This is a genomic window from Pedobacter africanus (genome assembly GCF_040548825.1).
GTDB classification, from domain to species: domain Bacteria; phylum Bacteroidota; class Bacteroidia; order Sphingobacteriales; family Sphingobacteriaceae; genus Pedobacter; species Pedobacter africanus_A.
Window position 1 is genome coordinate 233,179 of sequence record NZ_JBEPSL010000002.1, and the last position, 21,065, is coordinate 254,243.

16 protein-coding genes are annotated in these 21,065 nt (G+C 44.2%); 7 read left to right on the forward strand and 9 right to left on the reverse strand.

Translation table 11 applies throughout. From position 1 onward, the window contains the following. Window positions 1–13 precede the first annotated feature (13 nt). The gene (locus tag ABIE26_RS11185; protein WP_310143022.1) at window positions 14–1,885 is read right to left on the reverse strand and encodes a helix-turn-helix transcriptional regulator; all 1,872 of its coding nucleotides are present in this window, start codon (window positions 1,883–1,885) and stop codon (window positions 14–16) included. A gap of 194 nt (window positions 1,886–2,079) precedes the next feature. On the opposite strand from ABIE26_RS11185, the gene ABIE26_RS11190 reads away from it, so the two are divergent. The 6 genes from ABIE26_RS11190 to ABIE26_RS11215 all read left to right on the forward strand — a co-directional run bounded on the left by ABIE26_RS11190 (window position 2,080) and on the right by ABIE26_RS11215 (window position 5,797). After that, window positions 2,080–2,412, forward strand: a complete 333-nt coding sequence (locus ABIE26_RS11190; RefSeq protein ID WP_310143020.1) for a DUF4870 domain-containing protein — start codon at window positions 2,080–2,082, stop codon at window positions 2,410–2,412. 180 nt (window positions 2,413–2,592) lie between these two features. Next, complete coding sequence (locus ABIE26_RS11195) at window positions 2,593–3,036, forward strand: hypothetical protein (RefSeq protein WP_310143018.1); 444 nt, start codon at window positions 2,593–2,595, stop codon at window positions 3,034–3,036. A 4-nt stretch (window positions 3,037–3,040) separates the two neighbouring features. Beyond that, the gene (locus tag ABIE26_RS11200) at window positions 3,041–3,463 is read left to right on the forward strand and encodes a hypothetical protein (RefSeq protein WP_310143016.1); all 423 of its coding nucleotides are present in this window, start codon (window positions 3,041–3,043) and stop codon (window positions 3,461–3,463) included. A gap of 54 nt (window positions 3,464–3,517) precedes the next feature. Then, entirely contained in the window at window positions 3,518–4,606 is a 1,089-nt protein-coding gene (locus ABIE26_RS11205) for a DUF1266 domain-containing protein (RefSeq protein ID WP_310143013.1), read from the forward strand. After that, a complete protein-coding gene (locus ABIE26_RS11210) occupies window positions 4,603–5,070 on the forward strand; it encodes a hypothetical protein (RefSeq protein WP_310143011.1) in 468 nt (155 codons plus the stop codon). Before ABIE26_RS11205 ends, ABIE26_RS11210 begins: the two co-directional genes overlap by 4 nt. Then, complete coding sequence (locus tag ABIE26_RS11215) at window positions 5,048–5,797, forward strand: hypothetical protein (protein ID WP_310143008.1); 750 nt, start codon at window positions 5,048–5,050, stop codon at window positions 5,795–5,797. The genes ABIE26_RS11210 and ABIE26_RS11215 overlap by 23 nt, the downstream gene beginning before the upstream one ends. 44 nt (window positions 5,798–5,841) lie before the next feature. On the opposite strand, the gene ABIE26_RS11220 is transcribed toward ABIE26_RS11215, so the two are convergent. The 7 genes from ABIE26_RS11220 to ABIE26_RS11250 are packed head-to-tail and all read right to left on the reverse strand — an operon-like array spanning window position 5,842 to window position 17,309. After that, entirely contained in the window at window positions 5,842–7,098 is a 1,257-nt protein-coding gene (locus ABIE26_RS11220; protein ID WP_310143006.1) for a YeiH family protein, read from the reverse strand. 24 nt (window positions 7,099–7,122) lie between these two features. After that, window positions 7,123–8,556, reverse strand: a complete 1,434-nt coding sequence (locus ABIE26_RS11225) for a phytoene desaturase family protein (protein WP_310143004.1) — start codon at window positions 8,554–8,556, stop codon at window positions 7,123–7,125. 1 nt (window position 8,557) lies between these two features. Continuing rightward, window positions 8,558–10,078, reverse strand: coding sequence for a hypothetical protein (locus ABIE26_RS11230; protein ID WP_310143002.1), 1,521 nt, complete (start codon window positions 10,076–10,078; stop codon window positions 8,558–8,560). A gap of 5 nt (window positions 10,079–10,083) precedes the next feature. Then, entirely contained in the window at window positions 10,084–11,514 is a 1,431-nt protein-coding gene (locus ABIE26_RS11235; protein WP_310143000.1) for a hypothetical protein, read from the reverse strand. Window positions 11,515–11,517: 3 nt separating this feature from the next. Then, window positions 11,518–12,813, reverse strand: coding sequence for a DoxX family protein (locus tag ABIE26_RS11240; RefSeq protein ID WP_310142998.1), 1,296 nt, complete (start codon window positions 12,811–12,813; stop codon window positions 11,518–11,520). Between the two features lie 18 nt (window positions 12,814–12,831). After that, on the reverse strand, window positions 12,832–14,205 hold the full coding sequence (locus ABIE26_RS11245; RefSeq protein WP_310142995.1) for a RagB/SusD family nutrient uptake outer membrane protein: 1,374 nt from the start codon (window positions 14,203–14,205) through the stop codon (window positions 12,832–12,834). A gap of 17 nt (window positions 14,206–14,222) precedes the next feature. Further along, a complete protein-coding gene (locus ABIE26_RS11250) occupies window positions 14,223–17,309 on the reverse strand; it encodes a SusC/RagA family TonB-linked outer membrane protein (protein WP_310142992.1) in 3,087 nt (1,028 codons plus the stop codon). A 402-nt stretch (window positions 17,310–17,711) separates the two neighbouring features. On the opposite strand from ABIE26_RS11250, the gene ABIE26_RS11255 reads away from it, so the two are divergent. Next, entirely contained in the window at window positions 17,712–18,152 is a 441-nt protein-coding gene (locus ABIE26_RS11255) for a hypothetical protein (protein ID WP_310142990.1), read from the forward strand. On the opposite strand, the gene ABIE26_RS11260 is transcribed toward ABIE26_RS11255, so the two are convergent. Further along, entirely contained in the window at window positions 18,149–21,064 is a 2,916-nt protein-coding gene (locus ABIE26_RS11260) for an FAD-binding and (Fe-S)-binding domain-containing protein (protein ID WP_310142987.1), read from the reverse strand. The two genes, ABIE26_RS11255 and ABIE26_RS11260, sit on opposite strands and share 4 nt — an antisense overlap. Window position 21,065 lies beyond the last annotated feature (1 nt).

Consider the following 21,065-nt stretch of genomic DNA (forward strand, 5'->3'; position numbering starts at 1 on the left):
TCAGAAATATTACCTAAGTACCCTTACCCTGAATCAGGATAAAGTGGTCAAGGTTTTCTTCCTTACCGAGGTTAAACTTTTGCTTAATGCGGTAACGGGCCATGCGTATACTTTTGGGTTCGATGCCAAGGCGGGTGGATATTTCTTTGTTTGACAGGCCCATTAAAATGTACGAACAATATTTCAGATCAAGCCTGGTAAGCGTATGGCTCGCCTTCTGCTGAAGCCGCTCAAAAAAAGCCGGATTGGTTTCAAAAAACTCAGTTTTGTGTTCCTCAAAATCCTTATCTCTTCTTTTTTGCTGGGTTATGATGCGCTTAATCTGCTCGTCAAGCGTAAGGTGACTATCGGGGTTTACTTTTCCCGAAAGTAGTTCAAGCAATTCATTTTTTTCTTCAACCTGCAGGTTCCCGGCCAATACTTCTTTTTGTAAGCGTTCCTGGCGTTCTCTAAGTAAAACCTGTTCTGTTTGCAGCTGTACAGCTTCGGCTTCTTTCAGTTGTGCCCTTAGTTCTGCCGCATTTTTTTCTTTGTCTACAAGTTCCTGCTTTCTTACCGATGCTTTCAGTTTGTAATTATACGACCTGAGCAGAAAAAGTAAGGCTATTATGCCCGTTAGTGCCAGAACGATATAGAAGATATTTCTTTTTTTAGTGAAAGCGGCTTCCTGCTGCAGGTAAGCAATTTCCTGTTCTTTTTTTTCAGACTGGTACTGGGCTTCTACTTTCAAGATGCTGTTAATTTTATCTTCATTGAAGGCTTCTTTGTTAAACGCTATATTTTGCTTTAAATAATTCAGTGCCGCCTTCTGATCTCCTCTTTTTTCGGCGATATGAGAAAGACCGAGAAACATTCTTGCCTGGGTTAAAGGCATTTTTACTACCCCCCCTGCCACTGCATTCAAACCTGTTAAGAGCATCTTTTCTGCCTCATCATAATTTCCATCACGTAGAGCGTATTCGCTTTTCAGGCCATAGCAGTTTACCAGGACTTCCTGCAGATTGGTTTTTGTAGCTATTCCAATTGCGATATCGGTATATTTTTCGGCACTGTCTCTGTACGCGTTGGGAAAATACTGAAAATAACTGTTGGCGGTATTGAGTGCAATAGCAGCGGTATTGCTGCGAATGAGCAAACGACCACTTTGCTGTTCTGAAAGCCGCAATGCCTTTTTATAAATGAGCAGTGCAGAGTCCAGCAACGCCCGTTTATTGGTATCCAGTTTAAAACGGTCGAAATAGGTTTGCCCAACTGTAAAGTATGCATTGTTCAGCAAGTCTACCTGCTGGCTCTTTAATGCGGTTTGCATACAGAGGGCAGCATATTTTTGCTGCTTGGTGGGGTCGTTCCCATATCCGTAAAAGCTGGCCAGGTAATGGTAAGCTGTGCTTTCATATTCGTAAGCTTTTTGTCCTTTAAGCAAGTCAATCGATTTCAGGAATTTGGTTATTGCCTTATCATTCTCATCATTGATCAGGTCAAGCCAGCCATCTCTGTACCATACAAATCCTAAAGTTGCCCGATCTTTGGTTTTTTTAGCGTAATAACGGGCACTATCTCTGCTTTCATAAGCGCGTTTCAGATCTTTTTTCCATATGTACAGGTGTACAAGCGTAGCAAAAGCCATAGCCTTTCCCCTGCCATCCTTCATACCTGCACCTATTTCAAGCGCTTCGTTGGCAAGCTTGAAAGAAAGCGGCAAGTTTGTCTCAAAATTAGCCCTGGCCAGTTTACAAAGTATGTTTACCCGCTCTGTTTGAGGTAGGCTGTGCTGCCTGAGCAAATTGTTCAGGGAATCCGTATATATTTTTTGCGCCGCAATATCTGTTAAAAGCCCAATGCAAAAAACTGCGGTGATGAATATTGATTTCAGGGGTAGCTGCATAACCAAAAATAGGCAAAAGAAATTCTCCAAAAAAACCTAAAATAACGCTAAACAACTGAATTGAAATCATTTATACATTTCCTGTAGTTGCATTGTAGACGCTTGTTGTTATAGGTGGTAGTCGGTACGTAGACCCTCTTTTCTTGGCGTATGACCAGGTATGCGGTAATTTTGGTTCAAATAAATATCTACCTATGAAAACCAAAACAATGGCCATTGTTGCCTACATCACCATCATCGGATGGATCATTTCTTACCTTGAGTTTAAAAAAACTACAGAAAAAAGTAATCTTGTTAATTATCATCTTGGGCAGGCGCTAGGCGTAATCATTACCTCTATTGTGCTCAGTATCCTGAGCAGTATCATACTGGCAATCTTACCCTCGCTGGGTATGATCTTTTACCTGGTAATGCTGGTTCCGCTTGTACTGCTGTTATTTGGCGCAATAGCCGCTTCTAATGAAGTGGAAAAGCCTGTTCCATTGATAGGAAAAGTATTTGAAGGAAAATTCAACTTTAAAAGTTAAAATACAATACTTACCCTGAACCTGCAATACCGGGGTCGCTCTAAATGTTATCAACGCTGATGCTCTTAGTACTACCTGGAAGTGTCATTGGCAAAATGGCTGCAACATCGTCTTGTATTATTTCCCTGCCATTTTTGCTTCTGGCACTTCCTGTTTAAATTTTTAACCAGATCCATCAATATGAAAACAAACTCCATAATCCTACTTTTTTTAAGCGCCCTGTTTTTGTTCAGTGGATGCAAAAAAGATAGAGAAACCGACAACAGCCAAATTACCACCGCCAGATTGCAGGGGAAATGGGAGGCTACAAAATTTACAGAAAAAATATATGAAGTACAGGGAAACAAGCTCGTTTCTGAAAAAACAACAGCATACCCGGCTAATGAAAGGAGCATAGAGTATAAAGGTTCAGAAATACTTTATTACCGCAACCAAACCTTGCGGAATACCTATACCTATGCCGTAATCGGTAACGAAATGCGTATCAGGGAGGGCAATCAGGGGTTTTATTTTCAATTCAAATTTTATTCAGATACACAGCACTCGCACATCGAAGAGGATTATTATAAAAACAACACCATAGAGATGAAAGAAGTAACAGAAACGTATTATAACAAGAACTAAAATTATGAAAAAATATATTTTGCTGCTATTGGTATCTATTATCACAGTTGCCGGCTGTAAAAAAGACAAGTTAAATAATACCAAGGCCAATACCCGGCAATTTCAGGGCAAATGGAAAGTTACCTACACCAAAAACACCAGCTTAAAAAATGGCCAGGTAGTGGAAACCCAGGAAGAGCCTGATGGGCTTATGGTATTCGAATTTACAGGGAATACGCTGACACTAAATGAAAACGGCAAGATAACAGACAATTATCTTTTTGACATAGAAGGAGATGAACTGGTGATAAGAGAGAACGGAGATGCCATTTTTTTCAAGTACAAATTCGCCTCAGGCACCCAATTGGAACTCTCCCAAAGTGAAACCGTGACTCAAAATAATGTGACCTACGAAGACAAGCAGACCTATGTAATGATCAAGATATAATTAGGGCCTGTCCACAATAGCCATATGCGCAATTAAGCCATTTCCTATCCTGACATGAAAGAATTTATCCAAAACCATCCGGGCGAAAAAGATACCCGCCCCAAATACAATCCGCAAGATGGTAATGCGGCTGCGTCTGGCTGGGCAATTTTTGTACTGGCCTGTATACCTGCAGTCATTAGCTATGCTGTATTTAACCGGCTTAAAGAAATCAATAAGATAGAACCCTGGATGTACTATTTGGGCATTGCGCTTGCACTGGTTTTTGGAAGCCTGATGGGCATGTTTTTGATCCAAAAAATAACCCGCAGAAGGATAAACGAGCAAAAGAAATACTACAAACTTTATAACGCCAGCTGGTTGCCGCAAGAAAAACGCGAAGCCCTGCAACTGGATGCACCCGATGGCTATCATTATGGTGAGTGGATAGAAACGCTTGAATATTGGCCCTGCGAGGCAAGAGGGGCAAGACCTTCAGACTTTAAGACCTTCCTGGTCACCACTATGGAAGAGCGGCTTGTAGGCAACGACCAGAGTTGGGCCGTGTTGTCAGAAAAATCGTACAGCGAAACCGTAGAAAAGCTTTTTAACGGCATGCACAGCAGGCTCTTTGCCTCCGATAAAACACTGATGGAAGCTGAAGGCCTTAAAATGATGACGCATCGCATAGCAGAACTGGCGCAGCTACCTGAAAGCTATGTAAAGGCTTGCTGGCAACCGAAGGAAGACAAACCGCCACAGCTGCTTTGGGCTTTCGACCTCAACCGGGTAATTGAATTGTCGCGCACATCGTTCATGGCAGGGTTGATTTCTGAAGAAACAGCCTGGGCAAACATTTTAAAAACATCGGGTTATGCACACGCACTATTTGACAGTCTGGACGATTTCTACAATAATTTCAGATTGGGCCACGCCTACTGGAGCGACGACTTTAAGCTTACCAGTGAAAAACTGAAAGGACATAAAGCTTATAACACCTCATGCGATTGGCCTGTCAAACAAATTGCCTGGCGCAAAAATGATACTGGCATTTTGCCTGAGGTCATACAAAATGCCTGCGAAGAGTTTGTAGCTTTTGAAACCAGAAAAAATCAACATAACGTTATAAAGGGGTTTCAAGCGGGTAATACAAGCATCCCATGAATTCAGAACTGATATTGCTATTAAGCCTGCTGGTTGTTACATTATCCGTCATTTGCCTTAAACGACCAAAATTCCTGTTCCCCGACGCCTTTAACGTCGATGAAATGATTGCGAAGTATAAAGACACTCCTCAGGAAAATCTTTTCGCCTACCAGGATGGCATTTTTTCCTATCAGGACAGCTCATTTACCACTCAGCTAAACAACAAAAACATACACTGGGATGAGATCACTTTAATCAAAGCCTATAAAATAGACCAGTATGTGGTAGACTGCATTGTTATCGAAATTCATTTCCAGGAAACGTTCATTTCCATCAACGATCAAACTGCAGGGCATATGAAATTCATGGAGATGGCCGCACAAAAATTAGACGGCTTTCAAAAAGACTGGTTTACCGCGGTGGCTTTCCCTGCATTTGAAACTAACCTTACTATAATTTATGAAAAACAAAATAAAAATTGAATACTTCGTCTATATGATGCTAATTGTTGTGGGCTGTGAGCAAAAGGAGCCCCTTTACAAGGGCCAATACAAGGGACAAGCAGTTACCATTGACATAGAAACAAACACAACCTTTACCTCCCGGCAAATAGACTATTTCATCAAACTAGGTGATTTAAACCCTGTGTCTCTCAATGCGCATACTGTTGACTTATATGGCAGGCCATACAGTTATACTATTTTTAAAAACATTCCCTATCACCTCATCGGGCCTGATACCATTACCTATAAAAATCGTATTGATAATGAACAGATCAGCACCACTATGCTTTACATCGATCCGCAACAACACGATCTGAAAAGCTACCAGGCCTATGCTGACTTTTTTGTAAAAAAATGGCCAAAAATAGAACAGGAACTGCATCAGCTCAAAAATATCTATTTCGGCACACACCTTATTGGCGTAGTATATGCCAGGCGCGACCATTTTGTGAGGTATTTTACGGGGCAGTCAAATGGCAACCCTTATTACTTCGAAATCAGCCCCGACGGGGTGATAAACTATCAGCAGGGCATCCCTGAAAACAACGACCTTAACCTTCAAAATAGCGGTCTTGCCGAAAAAGTAGAAATGCCTGGCGAGATCATCCGGATAACAGACACCCTTTCCTGTAGCAAGGATATTTTACGGCAATTTAAAGACCGGCATGGCAAAAGCATGGAAGATTATTTTCGGATTGAACTATAAAAAGCCCTCCTTATGGCCAATCCTGATCAGATCTGGATTACTGCCTAATTAAACAGTAGAAATGCAATGATCAGTGTAACGACAATGTTAAAACCCTGCGCAATTAAAAAGGCATAAAATGGCTTTTTGCTGTTCTTACCAAACAGATCGGCAAAATTAGTTTCCAGTCCGATGCTCGTAAATGCCAATGCAAACCACAGTCCCTGCAAATTCTTTAAGCTGCCTTTCACCTCGGCATTTATCTCGGTAGGAATAAAGAAGGAGAACAACAATGAAGCCGCTATAAACCCGATTACAAATTTTGGAAAACGCTCCCAGATCACTTTCAATGTAGGCTTTTTTGCTTTATCCTTTCCTGCCGGATGCTGGGTATAAGTCCAGTACACCGAAATGGCGAAGGCTGCAATGCCCAACAGCACATTCTGGGAAAATTTTACAATCGTACTGATCTTTAATGCTTCCTCACCAACCAGGCTGCCCGAAGCCACCACTGCCCCCGTTGTATCTATACTACCACCCAGCCAGGCCCCGGTAACGGCCTGTGGAAAGTTGAAATAAGCTGCAATGTAAGGCATGAAAATCATCATGGGTATGGCGGTGATGAGCACCATAGAGATCACATAAGAAAGTTTTTTTGAATCGCCCTTAATTGCCCCTGAGGTAGCAATTGCCGCCGACACTCCGCAGATAGAGACTGCACTGGAGATCATCATGGTCAGTTCCTCATCTATCTTTAATTTTTTACAGATCCAGAAAGCAAAATACCATACAGAAAGTACTACTACCAGTGCCTGTACCAGGCCCAGTGAACCTGCTTTCAATACATCAGAAAAGATGACACTGGTTCCCAGCAATACCAGGCCTATTTTAACAAACAGTTCCGTAGATAAAGCTGTTTTGAACCATTCCGGCAGGGTAAAAAAATTGCTGATCACCAGGCCTATGGCAAGACTGAAGATCACAGCTTCCAGGTTTAATGCCTTTACCTGGCTGTTGCCTGCCAGAATGAGCGCAATGATGGTCAGAATGTAAACCACCGGAAAAGTCAGCACCGCACTTTTTATAGACTTTCCTGTAAGCAAGGCCCCCAATGCGGCAATAACGGCTACGAACACAAATTGCAGCCCGATATGGCCCAGGTTGCAGGCCGATAATACTGTGGAAGAGAGTTCTGCTGTATTTTTCCAGCTAAATGCAGGAACAGGGAGTAAAAGACCTGAAAGGGATAAAATAATGGTTAATGCACCGAGTATAACAACTACCCAGTCTTCATGAATATTTAATTTTTTGGTTGCTGACATTTTATTGGTTTATGTGTGTGTGTGTTAAATTTCAATGGAGAAAATATCTTTTAAAGCTCGCCTTGCGGCATGATACCCGCACATGCCGTGTACCCCGCCTCCGGGAGGTGTAGACGAAGAACAAAGGTAAAGCCCTTTGGCAGAGGTCCGGTATGGCGAACTCCTTAAAGCAGGTCGTGTAAAGATCTGCCCCAGGTCAATTACCCCACCATTGATATCCCCGCCAATATAATTGGGGTTATAGGCTTCCATCTGGCTGGTATTCATTGTGTGCCTGGCCAATATCCTGTCCCTGAAGCCCGGTGCAAACCGTTCTACCTGCTGTTCAATAACAGCTGTCATGTCTTTTACAGAGCCGTTGGGCACATGGCAATAGGCCCAGGCGGTTTGTTTGCCTTCCGGTGCCCTTGACGAATCGAACAGGCTTTGCTGTGCAAGCAGTACAAAGGGTTTTTCGGCATGTTTACCCTGCCAGCATTGCTTTTCAGATAAGGCGATTTCTTCGATGGTATTGCCAATGTGCACCGTACCTGCCTGGCGCGCCTGTACCGCCGTAAAAGGGATGGCTTCATCCAGAGCCCAATCTACCTTAAAAACCCCCATACCATAGCGGTACCTTTCCAATTGCCATTTGTAAAGGGCAGAAAACTTGTGCCCCGCAATCTGCAGCAGTTGTTTTGGTGTAACATCAAAAAGTACCGCTTTAGCTGAAGGGAGTTCATTCAGCGAACTGATAAACCTTCCTGTTTCAATCCTGCCTCCTATAGCTATAAAATAAGATGCCAATGCATCAGCAATTGTGGCCGAACCACCAACAGGAACAGGCCATCCTTTTAAATGGGCGGCTGTCATGAGTACTAAACCTATTGCCGAAGTGCTGAGGTTAGATAAAGGCTGTATGGAATGTGCAGCCATCCCGGCCCATAAGCCCCGTGCAGCTTTGGTTTTAAAACGTTTGGCCAGAAAAGAAGCCGAGGTAAGGGCATTTAGCCCAAATCTGGCCATTGCCAAAGGGTGTTTGGGAAAACGTAAAGGTCCGAGTACATCAGGTGCAATATCGGGCCAGTCTTTCAGCAATGGCCCGATCACTTTAATATAAGCCTGTTCATCCTGCCCAAGCAACCCGGCAGTTTCCCGGAGGGAAGCGCTGAGCACTGCCGCAGTTCCATCATCAAAAGGATGCGCAGCAGCAAGGCCGGGATAGGCATACAACAAACCATGATCCTGCAGTGGCAGCGTATTAAAAAACGGTGAGCCAATGGCAAGCGGATGAATGGCCGAACAAATATCGTGAACAAAGCCCGGCAGGGTCAGTTCTGCAGACCTTAAACCACCGCCAATTTCGGCTTTCCCTTCTATGATCAGCACCGACAGACCTTCCTGTTGCATAGCAATAGCTGCAGCCAGCCCGTTTGGGCCCGAACCAACAACTACCGCATCAAAATCTGTTCTGTTCAATTCAATTGGTTTTATAGGAATTATTTCCTGTTAGCAATGGGTAATTTTTATTAGAACGATCTAAAATTACATAAATAGAATCTTTAAATTCATTAGTGCCCGAAAGAATAATCCTGTTTTCTGACGGTCTTGAATAATGCAACACCTGTTTCAGATGGCGGCTGGTCTTGCTTTTGTTCTGAAGGTATAAAATATGGTTTACCGTATCTGCTTTATAATAATACCAATGCCTTCCCGACATTCCGCTCGATTCCCAGGTGATGTTGAGATCCCTTTTTGCAGGATCTTTCTTTTTATGTTTTTTAGGATCGCCGTATCTGCGGATATCGCCCTGCCAGTGAAAATGCCATTTCCCGTTGTACACTTCCGTACGACGGGGATAGCTCCCCGCAGCAAACATTTCTATATCCTGCGGACGGTTTGCAAGCTTGATGCTGATGGACGACCAGTCTTCAAATGTGACGTCCTGCCAGCGGATCGAATCCAGAGGTGAATAAGGCAACACCTTGTTGTTTAGCTTAAATGTAGTCACCTCATACTGTCCTGCAGTGCCTTTCAGGCCTGGAGTATTCGGGATCTTATAAAAATCGTTATGGGTATAGCCGTAAACTTCAAAAATGAAGAACAGCAGTACAAAGACAAAGTTGAAGGCATATTTAACAGTGAGCCGGGTATATTTTTGCCAGCCTTTCGTAAACTCCGGGTAATCATGTAAAACCTGCGTATCCCTTTCTTTTACAATAAGGCTCCAGATACCTGGGACGTCATGCCAGAGGACAAAAAGAGAAAGCATGGCCATAGCAGCACTTGGGACCTGCTCGCCGATATCGTAAGCATGGTTAGAGATGGCAATATTGCCAAATACCACAAGGGTGATGGCCGCGCCTATACTTGTTGTGCGTCTGAACAACAATAAAAAACCGCCGATAAATTCTGCAAATCCCAGGAACACTTCATAGCGCGGCACTACACTAAGGGCTTCCCAATACAGCCGCTTGGCAAAAAAATCAATCATTTCCGTGTTCCACAAACCCTCATACTCCCTGGGCATCTGCATCACAAACAGCTTTTTGTATCCCCAGCCAATTCCTGCATAAGCTACACGGTAACGGGCAAATACCCGCACCCAATAGTAAAGGACTTTATATTCTCTGCTCTTTTTATCCAATGCGGTCCAGATGAGTGCCCCAATAACAGCAATGAAAAGAATAAAAGGAAAATTGATGTAACTGGCTGTACCGAAAAAACCACTCGCCGAAAATATATTGATAAACTGGGGGTTAAAAAAAGCTACTACTTCTGTCAGGTCACGGTAGTTAAGGTGTGCATAGTCAAAATGCCAGATCATCTGGTAAAACCCCGCATCAAGCGGAAAAGAGAACAGAGTCACAAAAATGAACACAATTCTGAAAAGGATTTTCTGCGCAGCAGTCCAGGGTTTGTTGTGATGAAATGCCGCCGGTAACTGCATGGCATCAGCTTTTTTGCTTACCGGCTTTGCTGTTAAAGTTTCTGTTGACATAAATCTTACTGGCTTTGATACAATGGATAAGTTTTATTTTTTCTGTTTAACACCACATATATGCTATCCTGGTATTCATTTCTGCCCCACAAAATTATTATGGATGCCGAAGGCCGGGAATAATGCAGATCTAAGGTCTGTTTTCTGTAAACCTTGTTCTTGTTTTGTAAATGCAGGATTTGTTTAAGGGTATCTGCTTCGTAATAATAATGTCTGCGCCCCCCACCAGTGCCGGCCGATTCATAGGTCCTGTCTATATCCTTAAACTGCTTTCCCCTCCCGGCCTCGCCATGGATAACGAAAGTATTAAATACGGAAAAAGACAAAGTCGACCATTTTTCAAAAGTAACATCCTGCCAACGCAGGGAATCAACGGGCGAATACGGGACGACCTTATTGTTGATGCGGAATTCCGAAACCTCATACAGTCCCCTGGCACTGGCCAGTCCTGGCCGTGAAGGCACCTTGTAGGAGTCGTATTTATAATTTTTCCAGTGCAGATAAGCGCTCGTAACAAAGAAAAATCCGAATATAAAAACCTTGAAAAAAATACGGCCGTATTGCTGCCACGGCCTGGTAAAAGAAGGATAGACGATGCCTGGCCCTGAATTTTCTTCTTTAACAATGAGTTTCCAGACCGAGGGCAGGTATTGCCACAATACAAATGCTCCGCCCAGGGCATAAAATGAGGCTGCCAGATGTATTCCGCCATCATATGCATGATTGGCAAAAGCAATGTTGCCAATCATGGCCAATGCCAGGGCAGCACCGATTGCCCTTGTTTTTCTGAAAAATAAAAAGAACATGATCAGCAATTCTGCAAAACCGGCAAAAACTTCATACCCGGGCACAAAACTAAATTGTATCCAGTATAGCTTCTGTGCCACAAAATCACCAAAAGGTGTATTCAATTGCGTGAGTGCCAGCTCCGGCATCTGCGTAGGAAAGATCTTCGAAAACGTAAGCCCTTGCAATTGAACAATCATGGCGTAACTGACGCCCGCGCCCAGAAAATAATAAGCCAGGCTGTAATCTCTTTCCCTTCTGTCAACCACTGACCATAAGGCTGCACCAGCCAGGCCCAGGACAAGCGCCAGCGCCCAGTTTACATAGCTGGCCAATCCAAATTCCCCGCTTTCAGGATAAATGGTCAGCATGCTTTGTTTAGACACCGGTATCCCACCGGTATCATTTGCCCCAGGTCTTGTGCCGGCCACCTTAATCGGGTTAAAAGAAGAGCCGCTGAGTTTACCCATATCCCTGATGTGCAGGTTAGCCCAATCGGTGGTAAACCATTGCCGGTAATAGGCAGTATTTAGCGGAACAATAAGTATAAAGAAGAAAATAAAAAATGTGCGAAAAAGATATTTTTCAAGAGCCGTCCAGCTTTTCGCTGCACTTTGCTGTTCAATGGTATTTGTTGTTTCCGGATCCATCTCTTACAGTTTAATTGGTTTCCTGCGTCCTTCAAACAGCAGGTATTTTCTGTTGATCTTTTCCAGCACCGCATAAACTGAATCTTTTTTCTCGTTTATGCCTCGCAGCACTATAGTTGAATCGTTCAGAAAATTGTATCTCAGGGAATAATGTTCAGCCTTGTAATGCTTGTTCTTATTTTTTAATTGAAGCTGCTGGCGGACAGTATCGGCAGTATAGGTATAGTAAAAACGGCCACCCACACCTGCCGATTCATAGTTCCGGTCTATATCGTGCGCATAAAACCCATCAGCGCTGGAAGTATCCAGCTTAACGGGTTTCGCGGTTTGAATGCTGATGGTAGCCCATTTTTCAAAAACAACATTCTGCCATCTGTTGGTATCGGTTCTGGAATAGGGAAGAATCTGGTTGTTCAGCCTGAATTCGCGAACATTATAATACCCATAGCTCCCCTTTAAGCCTGCCGTTTTTGGAATCTTATAAGGATGGTATTTATAATTGGCATAAGTGCTGAAGCCCAGCACCACAATAAACAAAACGGCCAGCCCCTTAAGCACACCTCTTATTTTCCCAAGGTTTTTGCCCCACACCGGGTTAAACCTATTGGCCAGGGTAAATTGATGTAGAACCAGTAATTTGTACAGGCGAGGCGCATCGTGTGCAAACAATACCGCGGCAATAGTACTGAGATAAGCAGCATATACCCCCTGTCCGGCATTGTAAGCCAGATTTGCTGCAAAAACATTTCCTGTAAAACCCAGTATGATGCCTGCACCAAAAGTTGTGCTGCGCCTGAAAAGCAGCAGCAGCCCGGCAAAGACTTCAACAGCGCCCAGAAAAACCTCATAAGGCTGAGCGATCCCCAGGGTGTGAAAATAGATTTTCCAGGGAAGAAAGTCACCGTAATTGGTGTGCTGGTTACTAAGTGAGGGATAGGGCATTTGCAAAGGAAATAACTTAATAAACCCAAAAGCAATAATGCCTAGCGCCAGACGGTACCGCAGCATTACACGCAGCCAATAATAAAGCTTATGATAGTCCGTACTTTCTTCCTTAAGGATAAAAGGCCAGGCAATTGTTCCGGCAACAGCAATAGCAAGGGCAGCAGCCCAGTTTTCATATCCACGTAGCGAAAAAAAACGAGGCGAATAGGTGGTCAACTTAAACAGATCGTAAAAAGACAGGTTTGCCCAATCCGTTCCAAACAAATCACGATAGAATTTCCAGTCTAACGGAACTGTAAGGATAAAAAAGTACAGGAAGAGCAAACGCAGCAGGATTTTATAATTTGAACGCATGGCTTTGATCTTTTTAGGTTAATAATCTTTATTCTGTTCCAGGCTAGGGTCGAGCTGTATCTGCGTAACCGGGATAGGAAAAACATTCTCATGCTCTGCCACTTTGGTATTGGGATCCAAAGCCTCCAAAACAGCTTTCGCCCTTCCGGTCCGGGCAAGGTCAAACCACCGGTGTGCTTCCCAGGCAAATTCTATACGGCGCTCATTTTCAATGGCCAGCAGGATCTGATCTTTGGTAATCGCAGCAGATGGTAAAATACCTGCCCTGTCCCGGACCTGGTTCAGATCAGACAATGCCCCGCTACTTGCCGACAGGTTATTGAGTTGTGCCCTGGCTTCGGCACGGATCAGGTATATTTCGGCAATGCGGAAAATGTATGCCGGGTCTGTAGCATCTTTGCGGTAATACAGGTTTCCAAACCAATTGGTGATCCCGCTTTGTGTTACACTACCTATCAATGCACTCCTCCCGCCAGATACCGCAGGATCGTTTAATAGCTGCACAAATCTGTCGTTGGGCGCATAGCGGTATTGTCCTCCATGGGTAGAATGCTGCATCTGTACACGAATGGCATTAGGGTTCAGTACGCTATACTGCAGCTCAAAGATCGACTCTTTGCTTGCACTTACATTATTGGCAAACCAGGCACTGAAAGGTTTGACGAGGGCATAATCAGCGGTTTTATCAATCAGTTTGCTGGCATATGCTTCTGCCAGCGCCCATTCTTTTTTATAGAGGTGCAACCTGGCCCTCAGGGCCCATACAGTGCGTTTGGTTGCCCTTATGCGATTTACCGCATCCGGCAATAGCAGTTCTGCATCTTCCAGGTCTTTCTGTACCTGCGCATAGGTCTGTTCCAGCGTACTCCTTTTTACTTTAGGACGGCTCTCTAAGGACGCTGTAGGTTCAAGAATGAGCTGTACACCGCCCCATGCGCGGGCCAGGTCAAAATAGGCCAGGGCCCTTATAAATTTGGCTTCACCAATGTACTGATTTTTAAGGGCCGGGGTAAGTAAAGGGTCGGTCACATCTGGCACTTTACTGATCACATGGTTGGCACGGTTGATGGTATTGTAAATGGCAATCCAGGCAGTATTAAAAAATACCTCGTCCGTTCTGAAATTTACATTTACCAGGTTGGCAGAACCACCGGTGGTCAGGTTTTTAATATCCCCGCTTGGAAAGTAGCCCAGCGTCACATAGGTTTCACCATAATACCCTACGCTGCCCAGCTGCCGGTAAACTGCTCTTAACGCTGTTTCACTGGAACCTTTGTCGTATATCGGGTTTTCGTCCGAAACAGCATTGAGGGGTTCAGTGGTTAAAAATTGCTCACAGGAAGTTAAGAAGGTTATGTTCAATAAAAAGACAATATATCTTATAGGTTTCATATCTGTATTTTTAGAATTTATAGCGTAACATTTAATCCCAGTTGTACAGTACGCGGCTGTGGTGGCGTACCGTAATCGTAGCCCTGAATGTTTTGTGTACCAAGATTGGATTCCGGATCGGCCCCTGTATATTTGGTGAATAACAACAGGTTGCTGCCAATCACATAGAACCTTAGTTTTTCAATTTTAATTCTCGAGGTAAATGCTTTGGGCAGGGTATATCCAAGGGTTAGCGACCTTAACCTTAAAAATGAAGCATCCTCAAAAAAGCGGCTGTTTTCCTGGCGGGCGTAATTGGCATCATTTAATTTTGGGGTATTGGTAATCTGGCCCGGGCTCTTCCAGCGGTCCAGCTGGCTTTTCAGCAGCACACGTCCGGCATCCAGCGTACCGCCTGTTTCCCCGAGCATACGGTTGTGGTTCCAGATGTAGTTGCCGTAAGAAAACGTAAAGAAAACACCCAGGTCCAGACCTTTATAGGTAAAATTATTGGTCAGGCCTCCAAAAAATTTGGGCCAGGTGCTGCCTACGATCTGGCGGTCATCTGCTGTTATTTTGCCATCCTTGTTGTAATCGTCGAACACGGCATCCCCGTTTTCGGGATTCACAGATAATTGTTTATACAGCCAGTACGAATACAGCTCCTTTCCCTGCTGCAGGCGGATCAGGTCCCTTCCTGCAAAGGGGATGTCTGCCGGTATTTTTTCGATAGTATTTTTGTTCCTGGCAATGTTAAAATCTGTTTTCCAGGTAAAGCCCGTTGTCCTCAGGTTCGTAGAATTAATGGCCAGCTCAAACCCCTTATTACTGATCTCACCAAAATTGGTCAGGTAAGAAGAAAAACCGGATGATCCCGGAACGGCTACCTGCAACAGGGCATCACTGGTATATTTGCGATAGTAATTGAACTCTATGTTCAATTTGTCTTCAAATAAGCCGATATCAATACCTGTGCTAAACTGCGCCGTGCTTTCCCATTTCAGATCCGGATTGGCCAATTGCAATGGGGCTGTTCCGGGCAACTCTGCGCCTCCTGCAACATCTGCGTAACCGAAACCACCCGTCCACAAACCCTGCGAGGCAAAATCGTTGATCCCGGCCTGGTTGCCGGTTATACCATAACTGACCCTATATTTTAGGTTACTGATCTGCGAAACATCTTTAAGAAAATTTTCCTCTTTTATCCGCCATGCAGCACCCACTGCCGGAAAATATCCCCATTTATTGTTTTTACCGAACTTTGAAGAACCGTCGGCGCGCAGGGTAAACTCAGCATAGTATTTACCCGCATAATTGTAATCGGCCCTCGAGAAAAAAGAGGCCAGTGTGCTGGTTGTTTTAAACTGACCTGCAATCTGTGTTGCCGCAGAAGAAATCTGTGTATAGGAATTGTTTGGGAAATTGGTACCTGTAGCTGATACGTTTTTTACCTCGGCACCTTGTAAGGTATTTCCGATCAGCATGCCAAAGCTATGTTTGCCAGCTTTATCGCTGTATGCCAGTGTCTGTTCGTTGATGGCTGTTGAAGATTGGGTGACGCTCTGACTTCCCCTTCCGCCACTATTGCCCAGGATGGTGCGGGTATCCCAGTACTCATTTTCTTCATAATTGTTGTAATCTACACCGAAGGTGGAACGGAACTTTAGTTTCGGTGTGATTGCATAATCGAGGTAAATGTTTCCAATATAATGGTAACTGTAAGACCACAAGTTCACAGTGCCGGTAAGTACCGCGATATTGTCAAAGTTTACCCATTTTAAAGGGCTCCCCTTCTCATCAAAGATTGGAAGATAGGTGGGGATATTTAAAGAAGCCTGCAATAATGTTCCATTAGCACCGTTTGCAGGCCGGGCCTGGTTACGATGGCTTCTGGAAATGGTATTGCTGCTTCCCAATGCTATTTTTGAATTGAGTTTATGGTCCAGGTTAACTTTTAGACTTGCCCTGTCAAACGACATGGGCTTCCATATCGATTCCTGGTCTGTATAACCCCCGCCCAGATAGAACCGAGTCCTGTCTGAACCGCCCTGCAGCGAAAGATCATAACTGCGCAGGGATGCAGTACGGTTCAAATAGCTCATTCTATCGTAGGTAGGCTGTTCTTCCGGCAAACCGCGACCGGCAACCCCATTGATGACCTCACTTGCAGGCCGGAAAGGCTGGGCCTTGCCCATGTTTCGGCTATACTCGTTCACCAGCGCAGCATGCTCTGCTCCGGTAGTGGTTTTCCATACCCTGTCTTCCGGCGCCCAGCCTAAACCCTCCGAGCCATTAAATTCAATCCTGGTCTTTTGTCCGAAATTCCCCCTTTTTGTTGTCACCAACACTACACCATTGGCACCCCTGGAGCCATAGATAGCAATGGCGGTAGCGTCTTTCAATATTTCTATGCTTTCAATATCTGAAGGATTGAGATCAGAAAGTGGTGATGTCGCGCGTTCCTGCGCTATATTTTGCAGACTGTTGTTATTGACCCAAACCCCATCAATGATATACAGGGGATCGTTGGTTGCATTGATGGAAGTGGCTCCCCTCACACGGATAAATATATCCGATCCCGGCACACCTGTATTTGAATTGATCTGTACTCCCGCAGCCTTACCCTGCAGTTGTGCATCAAAACCTGCTTCAGGAATATTTTTTGTCCCTGAAGGGTCGATTTTAGATACCGAGCCAATCAGATCTTTACGTTGCTGTGTGCCGTATCCTATAATAACCACGTCATTCAGCTGACCGGTTATCTCTTTCAGCCTGATCACAATAGGGCTCCCATTCGCTATAACATCCTTTTTTTCATAAGAAATATGTCTGATCTCAAGTGTGTAAGGAAATTTTTGCCCGGTTACAAAATCAAAACGGCCATCCGGATCCGTTTGCACCGTATGTGTGGTACCCGTAATGTGTATACTTACTCCTGGAATCCCCTGCTTGGTGAGCGAATCTATGACCTGACCTTTAAGGGTTGAGTTGATCAGGGGCTGCGTCTGCGCAATAGAAACAAATGGCAATAATAACAATACGGCAATACTGATTTTGCACATCCGTACCTTTTTTAATAAAGAACAGGCATAATGGTAATGCCCGGCCTTTTTAAAATTTTGCATAACTTTAAAAAGTTTTAATTAATAAAATCTGTTGGTTAAAACGAATTGGCTTTTCAGTAAGTGATTGGCGTTGCGTACTGAAGGCCAGATAAAGGCAGGATGCTCATCCTGTCTTTATTATTTGTTCTTGATTGAAATGCTATTGCATGAAACAGCAACAACAGCGAGCGGAACCTCTCAATAGATCTGGACTGCAGAGCGCAATTTCCTTTTTGAAATGTAAAGCTTGTTTCATTATTTGAGTTTTAGTTCGTAAACCATTATCAGCAATGGTCTTATTTGTTTGTTGAGCTGTCAATTCCAGACAAATGTAACTGCATTTTTCTAAAAAACAAATTAAATCTACCTATTTAGTAGTATTTATTATATTTGCAGTCTAAATACTCAATTAACCTTAAAATTATGTACAATTCTAAATTCAAACTGGCTCTCGGATGGAGTCTTTTTATCATCGTCTCCTACATCTTTTGGCTGTTCGCTTACTTTGTATTGGCAAAATTCGCCCTTAGTGAAATCTCCAGCTTTCGTTATGGAAACATTAGTATTTCAGAGGCATTAAGCCTGGGTAATATTTTCTGGTACCTGGTTTACATCGGGGGTATTGCCTTATGCATGTATGTCATCAGGCTGTTTATCGTAAAATCGCCCGCGCCTAAATCTGCAGCTTTAATTTATGCAGCTTTAATTATTATTTCAGAAGCAGTTTTGCTAAAAGGGTTACTTGACAGCACCCCAATTATTAATATTTTCCCCCACATAGTCATTAACCTGTGCTTTTTATTTGGGATCATCATCACCTATTTTAAACATGGAGATGCAGTGCTAAAAACTCAGGCGGATTAATGCAAAGCATCATACAGTATCTCTACCGGATGTAAGGCTATTTTTCCCGTACCATCTTTAATCTGGTGCCTGCAGCTGGTGCCTGGTGCAGCAATTACCACATCTTCAGCTTGCTTTCTGACTACCGGGAATAAAACCAATTCACCAATCTGCATGGATAGTGCATAGTGTTCTTTCTCGTAACCAAAAGACCCTGCCATGCCACAGCAACCCGAAGCAATGGTTTCTACTTTATAGTTTTCCGGAAAACACAACAACTGTTCAGTAGCAGTTAATAATCCCAGTGCTTTTTGCTGGCAGTGACCGTGCAGTTTGATGGACTTGTGTTCAGTACTAAACTGTGATTTTAAAATGCGCCCGGCTTTCATTTCATGGAGCAGGAACTCATCGATCAGCATGGTATTTGAAGCCAGTTCTTTTGCAGCAGCAATCTGGTTTTCCTCCACCAGATCCGGGTATTCATCCCGGAAAGTAAGAATAGCTGAAGGCTCTATGCCGATCAAGGGTGTATCTGCAGAAACCAGGGGGGCGAGCTGTTTTACATTGTAATCTGCAATTTGTTTTGCTTTGCGCAGCAAGCCTTTGGAAATGCTTGCCCTTCCACTTTCTTTATGCGCTGGGATAATAACCTGATAACCTAATTTCTTTAACAGCTGAACAGCTTTAATGCCGATTTCGGCATCCTGGTAATTGGTAAACTCATCGCAAAACAGGTATACTGTTTTTCCCTGCTGTGTCGGCTTCTTTTTAATCTCTCTGCCGAACCAACGTTTCAGGGTAGTGTGGTGCAGTTCAGGCATGCTCCTCTGAACAGCAAAACCTGCCATTTTTTTGATCAGGATGCTCATTACCCTACCCGTCATTACATAATTGTAAAGATGAGGCATCAATGCCATAAACCTGGAAATGGTATCAAAGCCAGCTACCATACGCGACCTGAGCGGAACGCCATTTGCATCCTGATAAGCCTGCAAAAACTCGGCCTTCAGTTTGGCCATATCAACATTGGAAGGACATTCTGATTTGCAGCCTTTACAGCCCAGGCATAGATCCATTACTTCCTTAATTTCAGGATGATCAAAAGGATTGGCTTTAGCAGAATTGGTCAGAAATGTCCGAAGTACATTGGCCCTGGCCCGGGTAGTATCCTTTTCATTTCGCGTAGCCATATATGAAGGGCACATGGTGCCCCCCGCAAGTTGCGACTTACGGCAATCGCCCGAGCCGTTGCATTGCTCTGCATGTTGTAGTACATTTTGTCCATGATACCGGAATACTGTTGGTATTTCTTTTGTTGGCTGTCCCGGAGTATACCGCAGCATGGTATTCATGGCTGGGGTATCAACAATCTTTCCGGGATTAAAAATGTTTTCAGGATCCCAGGTAGCCTTCAATTCCTTAAGCAAAGCATAATTTTTCGGCCCGATCATTTGTTCAATGAACTCGCCACGAAGCCTGCCATCGCCATGTTCGCCACTCAGCGAACCCTTATATTTTTTTACCAGCGTGGCCACCTCTTCGGCAATAACACGGAACATCTTGTTTCCTTCTTCCGTTTTCAGGTTCAGGATCGGACGCAGGTGCAGTTCACCGGAACCGGCATGGGCATAATGCACCGAATGCAGACCGTGCTTTTCCAGTACCTGGTTAAATTCACGGATGTAAGCCGGCAAATCCTGTACATCTACTGCGGTATCTTCAATTACAGGAACCGCCTTTTCATCACCCGGAAGGTTACTCAGCAGGCCAAGTCCGGCCTTTCTGAGTGTCCATACCTTTTTGGTATCGGCGCCATACAATACCGGAAAATGATAACCCAGGCCTGCGGTACGCATTTCGGTTTCAGCCGCCACTGCAGTCTGTTCAACTTCTTCCAGCTTATCCGCAGCGTATTCTATGACCAATAATGCAGCTGGGTCGCCCTCCACAAAAAAACGGTTCTGCAATTGTTCCAGGTTGCTTTTGGTACACTCGAGTATATAATGGTCGATCAGTTCTACCGCATAAGGTTTGTACTTAAGCGCAATCAAATTGGCTTTCAAAGCATCTTCTATAGACGAAAAATGCGCGCACAACAAACCACTGTGCGCCGGAGGCAAAGGCTCCAGGGCCAGTGTGATTTCTGTGATAAAAGCCAATGTGCCCTCTGAGCCGCAGATGAGCTGACAAAAATTGAAATCGGGCCCTCCGGCAGTAAAAGGAGCAGTATCCAGCAGCAGGTCTACTGCATATCCGGTATTTCTCCTTTCTATACTCTGTTTGGGAAATTCTCTGCGGATTTCCTGCTGGTTTTCATAATTGCCCAGCTGGCCGCGTACCGACCGGTAGAGTTTTGCTTCAAGCGTATCGCCCTCGCATTTCTCAATAAACGCTTCGAAACTCAGCGCCTTAAACTCTACCTCCGATCCATCGCTTAGCAAGGCCTTTATGGCCAGTGTATGTTCACGGGTGCTTTTGTAAACAACCGAATTGGAACCACAGGAATTGTTACCTACCATGCCGCCAATCATGGCACGATTGGCAGTAGAAGTTTCCGGGCCAAAGAAAAGCCCCTGAGGCTTTAAGAATAGGTTCAGTTCATCCCTTACCACACCGGGCTGTACACGCACCTGGCGCTTAGCGGTATCCAATTCCAGTATCTGGTTAAAATGTTTGGATACATCAACCACAATACCATTGCCCACCACCTGCCCAGCAAGCGATGTGCCTGCAGCCCTTGGGATCAGCGAAATCTGTTCCTTTGCCGCAAATGCAATAAGCTTTTTCAGATCTGCAACCGTTGCAGGCATACTTACTGCCAGTGGCATTTCAGCATAAGCTGAAGCATCCGTAGCATACAGGATGCGCATCAGCTCATCGCTATAAAATTCTCCCGAAAGCTCTTTAGCCAGATGCTTCAGCTTATGTTTCATT